This is a genomic window from Haloferax sp. s1 (assembly GCF_058382125.1).
The window spans coordinates 1-8,374 of record NZ_JBZRPK010000585.1; the positions used below are offsets into that span (position 1 = coordinate 1).

The 8,374-nt window shown below is 58.5% G+C and carries 8 protein-coding genes and 1 tRNA gene; 7 read left to right on the plus strand and 2 right to left on the minus strand.

The window, feature by feature from the left end; all coding sequences use genetic code 11:
- Positions 1 to 1,210 (minus strand): DHH family phosphoesterase (locus QT222_RS11355; RefSeq protein ID WP_491477240.1); only part of this gene is annotated, 1,210 nt, incomplete at its 3' end.
- A gap of 132 nt (positions 1,211 to 1,342) precedes the next feature.
- Between QT222_RS11355 and QT222_RS11360 the strand changes: the two genes are divergently transcribed.
- The 6 genes from QT222_RS11360 to QT222_RS11385 all read left to right on the plus strand — a co-directional run bounded on the left by QT222_RS11360 (position 1,343) and on the right by QT222_RS11385 (position 6,046).
- Positions 1,343 to 1,416: transfer RNA gene (locus QT222_RS11360), tRNA-Lys, on the plus strand.
- Between the two features lie 431 nt (positions 1,417 to 1,847).
- Entirely contained in the window at positions 1,848 to 2,417 is a 570-nt protein-coding gene (locus QT222_RS11365) for a GNAT family N-acetyltransferase (RefSeq protein ID WP_004056576.1), read from the plus strand.
- A gap of 1,039 nt (positions 2,418 to 3,456) precedes the next feature.
- On the plus strand, positions 3,457 to 3,687 hold the full coding sequence (locus QT222_RS11370) for a hypothetical protein (protein ID WP_491477241.1): 231 nt from the start codon (positions 3,457 to 3,459) through the stop codon (positions 3,685 to 3,687).
- Between the two features lie 17 nt (positions 3,688 to 3,704).
- Positions 3,705 to 3,926, plus strand: a complete 222-nt coding sequence (locus QT222_RS11375; RefSeq protein ID WP_491477242.1) for a hypothetical protein — start codon at positions 3,705 to 3,707, stop codon at positions 3,924 to 3,926.
- A gap of 40 nt (positions 3,927 to 3,966) precedes the next feature.
- Positions 3,967 to 4,392 (plus strand): DUF2267 domain-containing protein, encoded by a 426-nt coding sequence (locus QT222_RS11380; protein WP_004056584.1) that lies wholly within the window; start codon positions 3,967 to 3,969, stop codon positions 4,390 to 4,392.
- A gap of 220 nt (positions 4,393 to 4,612) precedes the next feature.
- On the plus strand, positions 4,613 to 6,046 hold the full coding sequence (locus QT222_RS11385) for an alpha/beta hydrolase family protein (RefSeq protein WP_491477243.1): 1,434 nt from the start codon (positions 4,613 to 4,615) through the stop codon (positions 6,044 to 6,046).
- A 17-nt stretch (positions 6,047 to 6,063) separates the two neighbouring features.
- Here QT222_RS11385 and thrS read toward each other — a convergent pair whose 3' ends face one another.
- Complete coding sequence (gene thrS, locus QT222_RS11390; RefSeq protein ID WP_004056587.1) at positions 6,064 to 7,992, minus strand: threonine--tRNA ligase; 1,929 nt, start codon at positions 7,990 to 7,992, stop codon at positions 6,064 to 6,066.
- Positions 7,993 to 8,171: 179 nt separating this feature from the next.
- Here thrS and QT222_RS11395 point away from each other — a divergent pair.
- Positions 8,172 to 8,374, plus strand: a 203-nt coding sequence (locus tag QT222_RS11395; RefSeq protein ID WP_491477244.1) for a 4-alpha-glucanotransferase, incomplete at its 3' end; no start/stop codon positions are given.

Here is an 8,374-nt window from a genome sequence, read left to right on the forward strand (position 1 = left end):
GGTAGATAGTGTCGTCGGCGATGCCGAAGACGGCCGTGGTGGTGATACCCTCCAAGTTCAGGAGATGCTGTGCCGCCTGTGTGAGGGCGTCTCGGTCGCGGATGAACCCGGCATTCGAGACGAGGTGCGAACCCTGTACATCCCGGTTCTGGATGGCCTCAGCGAGCACATCCAGCGTCTCGGGTGACATCGACGGCGACTCGACTTTCTCCAGCGTGTCGTGGTCGGCAAAGGGGTAGAGGTACGCCGCCGCGGTCAGGTCGGCCGGGGTCGTGTCTCGCTTGAAATCGAGCGTCTCGGCGCGGATACCGTACAGGAGCGCGGTTGCGACCTCCTGCGAGGGGCTGAGGTCGAACTCCTGGATGTACTTCGTGAGAATCGTCGATGTCGACGAGACGTTCGGGCGAACGTCGGTAAAGCGGGCATCGATGCCCTCGTCCGGTTCGAAGTGGTCGATGAACACCGTGATGTCGACCTCCCCGAGGTCGGGCATCCCCGATTTCATGTGGTCGACAAGGGCCACGGAGCTGTACTCTTCGAGCGGTTTCGCATCGGACCGCGGCGTGAGTTCGATACCGAGGATGTTCACGAACGCCCGATTCTCCTGGTGACCCATGTCACCGGAGTAGAGAATGTCGGCGTCAACGTCGTATTCGCGGGCGATGGCCTGGAGTGCGACCGCAGACGCGAGCGAATCGGGGTCGGGATTGTCGTGTGTGAGGATGGCCAGTCCGTGGTCGGTCTCTCGCAGGAGGTCCGCGAGCTGTCGCGCCTTGTACTCCAACTCACCGGATTCGACGCTTCGGAGCGCAGAGTCGGCGATAACTTCGGAGGGATTGATGACCACGTCGGCACCGAGTTCCGTCAGTTCGTCCTCGGAGACGGGGTCGGACGCGCGGACGACGATGAATTGGTCGTCGTCACGGCCACGGATGGTCGACACGGCGGCCTTGTTGGCCTCCACGTCCGACGAGAGAATGAGAATCACGTCCCGCCCTGCGACGGCATCGGCGAGTTCCGAGTCGGCGATGTCCGTCGCTTGCGCGTTCAAGTCCTGGTCGCGCAGGGCTTCGACGCGACTCTCGTCCTTATCGAGAATGAGGACATCTTTTCCCTCGTCCGTCAGTTCCTCAGCCACTGCGTGCCCGACGCTGCCGCAGCCGAGTATCGCGTACGTGGACATCGAGGACACACTGACGCCTGCACTCATCGTTGCCCGCAACTCCGGCCGGGCGACACTTAACACCCACCGTTTGTTCTCTTCTCGCGGTGTGTGCGTCCCTGCCGTCGTCGTACAAAAAGGAAAGTCATTTTACCTACCGGGAGTTACGAGAGATTGCAAGGGCCGGTAGCTCAGTTAGGCAGAGCGTCTGACTCTTAATCAGACGGTCGCGTGTTCAAATCGCGTCCGGCCCACTTGTAGGCCGCGCGATTCCCGTCCAATCAAATCGGGCGCGAATCGCGTGGTAATTCCGTTTTTCGCTACATAGAGCCTGCTCTGAGGTGTCGTTCAGAGGTGAGTTCGTCACGTTGGATAGCGGACAGTGACGCCGTTGCGCGGTTTTCATCGGTCAATAATACGTTCTCCCGCTCTATGTGGTACGAATTCCTCGAAATCTGATAGAAAACGCGTGCTGAATATAGAGGGTGTATCTTGCAGATGGGTCAGTTCAGATAGGATTGACCATAACGTTTTTATCAACTCGTTCAAATAATTGACAATAGAGCTGAAAGATGACCGTTTCTTCCTGCTTCTGAGTTGACTGTCGCCTCCTAATCCAATCGAGGGCCGTCAGCTTCGAGTTCTTCCGAATAGCCGTTAGTTAACCTGCAGCCATAGATACATCATGTCAAGACCAACATTCATCGAGTGCGACCGTCTCGAACTCAAGCCCCCTGAAGAAGACGACATCGAGTTCCTCAGAGAGGGAGTGAACCATCCGAAAGTCCGCCAATACATCAGTTTGTTCAGTACCCCGTACACCGAAGATCGTTACCGAGACGAGCTTTGGCCAAGAGAACACGACGGAGACAACGTTTCTCTACTCGTCATTCCGAACGACGGCGACTTCTCGGGAGAGCCAATTGGGTCAGTACAACTCTACCCCATTATCCACACGGATGGATACGCGAACTTCGGCGTCTGGTTCCATCCGAAGGCGTGGGGAGAAGGATACGCCCTCGAAGCTAGCGCACACCTGTTTGAATACGGATTCCAAGATCTCAGATTGCACCGTATCTCTGCTACCACGATGGCCCCAAACGAGGATTCTACGTCTCTTTGTGAACGTCTCGGGTTCGTCCATGAAGGGACTGCTCGTCAAGCACAATTCGCCAACGGAGAATACGTCGATGTCGAACGCTATGGCCTACTTGCTGAGGAATGGGAAGGCACCAGCGAGGTACTGGAAACTTGACGAGGTAACGAAGTAGCTTCTGGCCTCCTGTACAAGATATGGGTCCTGTATTCAGCACGACCTAAACAAACTATCATTGGACAAATGTTTCAACAGAAGTAACTCCTCAAGTGCTTCTGGAACCTATTTCCATCTGACCGATTCTGACACCTCTATAGACCGTCGAAGTAGTCCCGTCGCGCCTCTATTTCTTCTTCCTTGGTTCGCTGGTCGTAGTGCTTGTTCAGTATGTCCGGACTCACGTCCATCCGCTTCTCACGGCGTCTATGGAGACATCGTTCAAGCGAGTCCACGTTATCGAGTCTTTTCGGACGGCATGAGGACTAACGCTTGAGGGACATCTGCTTACCGTGTGAGCCCGCTGTGTCGCTTCACAGGTATTGGTCACACTCTCCAGCGAGCGGAGCGAGTCTGGGTTCGAATCGCGTCCGGCCCACTACCTTACTTTCGATGGAACCATAGTCTCCAGCGAGTGTCTGATGCGTCTGGATATACGTAATAGAGCGACTAGAACCTTCTGGGACCCCCGAAATACCACTCTTAGTTCAACACGAGACTAACGCGACTCAACGCTGTCTTGCGATTAGCCAATAGTCGAAGTAGTCTGACGAGTATCAACACATTGACGCGCACGTCTGAGTGTGCTGTCTGAGGATGTAAAATCGGCTCAACGTGTGACGAATTAAGATGACGCGACTCTGTTGGAATCTATTTGTCAGGTGCAATCTCCGGTGAATCGGTCGTCCGATTTCGGTTGGGTAATCCTTCGTGTACAATGCCGAGGACACCAATGAGCAGACCAAAGAGCATTGCAGTAATCCCAAGGACTGCAGGCTTCCCGGAGCTATTAGTTGCGAGAAATCCGCCAAAAACCACAAGCAGAAGCCCCAATTGATACGCTTGACTAACCATACGTCTCCTACGGTACTTCCTCGTATAATTGTTGTTGGAGTGTCATTCCACCTCGCTCGGCAAATCGCACTTGATTGCGATGACACCATAGCGTGAGTATATAACACAAGCAGCCAGTGGTTGTGGTATGAATCAAAGCGACCGGACCGGGGTCATTCTCCTTTTCATCACGCTTCTCGTTGCGGGGGTCTTCGGACTAACTATCGGCGTCGAGGACCATTTCGACATAGACCGGTTCATCACCGCTCTCACTCCCGACTTCGGAGTGTTGTTCGGTTCGGATGTCGTCGCGGGTGCGGTGCTTTTCGGACTCTTTGGTGTCCTCGTGCTCGGTGCAAAGTTTCTGGTCGGACCATGACATCCTCCTCGTCGTGAATGACGAGGTTTCCTCGCGCTGGGGGTATCGCTTTCCTCCTTCCGAAGTACATCAACGAGTTGGACCCGAGCGCTGTCGTCCTGTCTGAACTCACTGTCGGTGGCCGCCTTCGTATCTTCGAGGAACGCTTCGACCGGATTCATCGCGTGCGAGATTACATTCAAGATGGGAAAGTCTCGGATTCGAACTGCTCGAGTCCTCTCACGAGGAAAATGGTCTAGTGATTTAGGTTCGTGGTGGACGAATTATTGGTGTCGGACCATGAACTTCGATGAATTCACAGGAGAAGTACAGCACAGGCTCGAACTTCCGGGGACCGGCGAGACGGTCCGTGCGATTCGAGCGACATTGATGACACTCGGGCAGCGAATCCCGGCGGAGTCCGCCGAAGACCTCGCGGCGTCGCTTCCGATGGAGATTAAGTGGTACATGACCGGTGCCGTCCACGAACACAGCCAGCACTTCGACTGGACGGAATTCGTCTCTCGCGTCAGCGAGATAGAACAGACGGACCCGGCAGCGGCCGCCTACCACGCGCGAGTTATCATAGACCTCGTGCGCACGCTCGTTCCCCCGTCGGACTTCCAGCAACTGCGCGACCAACTGCCGGAGAGTGAATCCGACGAGAACTGGCGCAAACTCTTCGAGGTGGTCGATAGCGGTGGATGGAGCGAACACAACGAGTAACCCGACTATCGGACGCTACCTCCGGAAGCCCCGGAGTTACGTTCCATCTTCCCACTCGACTTTCTCTGGCCCACTAAGCCCACAGCTACTTCGACCTCTGTTTGTTCCGAATCTACTATTTAATATAGCAATATTTGATTTAACGCATCGATATCGCTGACGCTCTGGTTCGACCCACTTCGGGCCTAGGGTCATAATCATGTCACACGTACCACACGGTATGGACCACCTCGAAACCCCGGCAGTGCACCGACTCATGGTCTCCCCCGTCGGGCGGCTACTTACCACCCGGCCGTTCGAGGCGTTTAAAATCCGTTCGCTCCCCCGCGAGTTCGCCGTCGTCCGCGCACGGGCCGCCGCCGACGCCGCACTCGGGAAGGGACCGAGAGCGTACCTCCACGAAGTTGGCGCACCACCCGCGCCCCACCTCCACGACCGAATCGAGCGTGCCCTCGCAGCGTACGCCCAACTCCGCGAGGAGTACGACGAGACGATGGCGCGCTGGGAGAGCGTCTTCTGGGACGGCTACGAGTCGCTGCCGGACGAGCGGGTCGCTATCGAGCGCGAACGCCGAAAGATATCGCAGAAGCGGGCGAAACCGACGGACATCTTTGGATTCCTCGCGAAAGAACACCTCGTTCCATCGGTACAGTTCGAGATGCCGAATCCCGACGACGCTCGGACTCGATGGCACCACGAAATCGCCGAACCGGAGCGACTCTACGGGTTCACCGAGGCCAGAGCGACAGAGGAGTTCCCCCGCGTCGAACGCTCCGCAACCGTCCGCGGACCGGGAACAGTCGAGTATCTGCTTCGATTCAACTCTCCGTCACCCCACCTCAGCGACCGTGCCACGGCACGGGTGTACGAACCCGCCGACGTGGACGACGACCTTCCGACGCTCGTCTTCCACTCCGGGTTGGGAATGTTCAACGACCAACTCGTCTATTGGCCCGAAGAGGAGTACCTCGCGCGGACGCTCGCACCCGAGGGATACCGTGTCATTCTCCCCGACGCGCCGTGGCACGGCCGACGCGAACTGCTCGGTCGATACAGCGGTGAACCCTATATCGCCCGTGCGCCGGTCGGTTTTTTCACTCTCTACTCGGCCGCGGCGCTGGAGACTGCCGTGCTCGTCGACTGGGCGCGAACAGAGGGAGCACCGACCGTCGGCGTCGGCGGTGTCAGTCTCGGCGGAATTACCGCGCTCCACGTTGGCGGTCGCTGCGGCGACTGGCCCGAATCGATGCGACCCGACTTACTGTTCCCTGTCGGGATGCCGGGCGCTATCGACCAGACGCTTCTCGTCGGAAGGCTCACTGAACTCCTCGATATCGACAGCGCGCTCGATGCCGCAGGGTGGACCGGCGATGCGCTTCACGAGTTCGCACCGCTTCTGAACCCGCCGAAACAACCCTCGTTCGACGCCGACCGTGTCTTCTCGTTTATCGGGACGAGAGACGAAATCGCCCCGACGCGGACAGCGCGCGTACTCCTCGATGAATGGAGCGTGCCCGAAGCGAACCGCCGCGAGTGGAACTGCGGCCACTTCGGCGTGCTCTCGAACCTGATTCGTGGGTCCGAGTTCCAAACGACGGTCAGACGGGAACTCGACGCGGCGGTGCGAGACGAGCGAAAGACGGTCTCAGTCTGACGAAAACAGCGGGCGAGTTATTCTTCGTCGAGGAAGCCGGGTTCGACGCGCTGGTCGTCGACTTCGCCGACGAGGTGGTCGCGGAACTCCTCGACGCTCACGTCCTGCGTCTCGCGTTCCTTGCGGTCGCGGACGGAGATGGTGCCGGCTTCTTCCTCGTTGCCGCCGACGATAATCATGTACGGGACGCGGTCCGTCTGCGCCTCGCGAATCTTCCGGCCGAGCGTCCACGAGCGGTCCTCGATGGTGACGCGGAAGTCGCCGAGGTCCTCCTTGATGGATTCGGCGTAGTCGATTTGGTCGTCCGAGATGGGCAGGATACGGACCTGCTCGGGGGCGAGCCACGTCGGGAACTTGCCGTTGTAGTGCTCGATGAGCACCATGAAGAAGCGCTCGAACGAACCGTAGAGCGCGCGGTGAATCATGACCGGACGGTGTTCCTCGTTGTCCTCGCCCGTGTAGGAGAGTTCGAAGCGCTCGGGCATGTTGAAGTCGAGTTGGACCGTCGGGCCGTCCCACTTCCGGCCGAGGGCGTCCTCGAACGAGAAGTCGATTTTCGGTCCGTAGAAGGCACCGTCACCCTCTTCGACGAAGTAGTCCATCTCGCTGTCTTCGAGGACGGATTTGAGTTGCGACTCGGCTTGCTCCCAGATTTCGTCGGACCCGACGGACTTCTCGGGGCGCGTGGCGAGTGCGACCTCGTAGTCGAGGTCGAACGTCTGGAGCACCTCGAGGATGATGTCCATGATGTCCTCGACTTCCTGTTCGATCTGGTCAGGGCGGACGAACAGGTGGCCGTCGTCGATGGTGAAGGCCCAGACACGCGAGAGACCGGAGAGTTCGCCGCGCTGTTCCTTCCGGTAGACCTTCCCGTTTTCGGCGTAGCGAACCGGCAGGTCGCGGTAACTCCAGCTTCCCTGCTTGAAGATGGTCGCGTGGCCGGGGCAGTTCATCGGCTTCAGGCCGTACTCCTCGTCGTTCACGTCGAGGAGGAACATGTCGTCTTGATAGTTGTCGTAGTGGCCCGACTGTTTCCACAGTTCCGTGCGGAACAGGTGCGGCGTCTCGACGTAGTCGTACTCGTAGGACTCGTTGAGGTCGCGACCGTACGTCTCCAGCGCCTGCAGGACCTTCTTCCCGTTGGGGTGGTACAGCGGCAGACCGGGACCAGTGACGCTCGGAATCGAGAACAGGTCGAGTTCCTGTCCGAGTTTGCGGTGGTCACGCTCGGCGGCTTCTTCGCGCATTTCGAGGAACTCTTCGAGTTCGGATTCGGACTCGAAGGCCGTCCCGTAGACGCGCGTCAGCGTGTCGTTTTCCTCGTCGCCGCGCCAGTAGGCGGCGGAGATGTTCAGGAGTTTGACCGCGCCGATATCGCCCGTCGAATCCACGTGCGGACCCTTACAGAGGTCTTCGAACTCGCCTTGCTGGTAGAACGAAAGCTCGTCGTCACCGGCGGCCTCGGTTTCGAGGATGTCGCGCTTGTAGGGATTGTCGGCGTACTTTTCGAGGGCTTCCTCGCGGTCGATGAGGGTGCGCTCGATGTCGAGGTCTTCCTCGATAATATTCCGCATCTCGTCTTCGATGGCTTCGAGGTCCTCCTTTTCGAGGTCGACGTCCGTCACGTCGTAGTAGAAGCCGTCGTCCGTCCACGGACCGATGGTCAGTTTGGCCTCGGGGTAGAGGCGCTGGAGGGCCTGTGCGAAGACGTGGGCCGCCGAGTGGCGAAGCACGTCGAGATATTCGTCGGACTGGTCGGTGACGATGACGAGATTCGCGCCGTCGTGGAGAGGCGTCTCCTTGTCCACGAGTTCGCCATCGACGACGCCGGCAACGGTGTCCTTGCCGAGACCGGGGCCGATTTCGAACGCGGCATCTCGCACCGTCGCACCCTCCTCGACGGAAAGCTCCGTTCCGTCGGGGAGGATGACAGCGATATCACTCATACGCGCACGAAACCGACGGGGGAGAATAAGTGTTGTTGAGACGAGCGCGAAAGACACCCGTTTGTGGTAGTTTCATGCCGATTGTTAGCGTGTATAAGCCGCAGTCGTTTACCACTCGCCCGGTTCGAATCGGTATCTGACCCAAAGTTCCAATGGGGTTGGCCACCGAATCCGTGAGTATGCGATTTTCTCGACAGAGTGGCGTCTTCATGCACGTCACGTCAGTGCCCGGGCCGCACGGCATCGGCGACCTCGGCGACGGTGCCCACGCGTTCGTCGACTTCCTCGCCCACGCGGAGCAGTCGATGTGGCAGTTCTGCCCGCTCGGTCCGACCTCTCCCGTACATGCGAATTCCCCCTATCAGTCGGCCTCTTCGTTTGC

Excerpts from the sequence above, each read along its gene's own strand:
- QT222_RS11365 (WP_004056576.1), top strand. The coding sequence starts at position 1,848 with ATGTCAAGACCAACATTCATCGAGTGCGACCGTCTCGAACTCAAGCCC.
- QT222_RS11370 (WP_491477241.1), top strand. The coding sequence starts at position 3,457 with ATGAATCAAAGCGACCGGACCGGGGTCATTCTCCTTTTCATCACGCTT.
- QT222_RS11375 (WP_491477242.1), top strand. The coding sequence starts at position 3,705 with ATGACGAGGTTTCCTCGCGCTGGGGGTATCGCTTTCCTCCTTCCGAAG.
- QT222_RS11380 (WP_004056584.1), top strand. The coding sequence starts at position 3,967 with ATGAACTTCGATGAATTCACAGGAGAAGTACAGCACAGGCTCGAACTT.
- QT222_RS11385 (WP_491477243.1), top strand. The coding sequence starts at position 4,613 with ATGGACCACCTCGAAACCCCGGCAGTGCACCGACTCATGGTCTCCCCC.
- thrS (WP_004056587.1), bottom strand. The coding sequence starts at position 7,992 with ATGAGTGATATCGCTGTCATCCTCCCCGACGGAACGGAGCTTTCCGTC.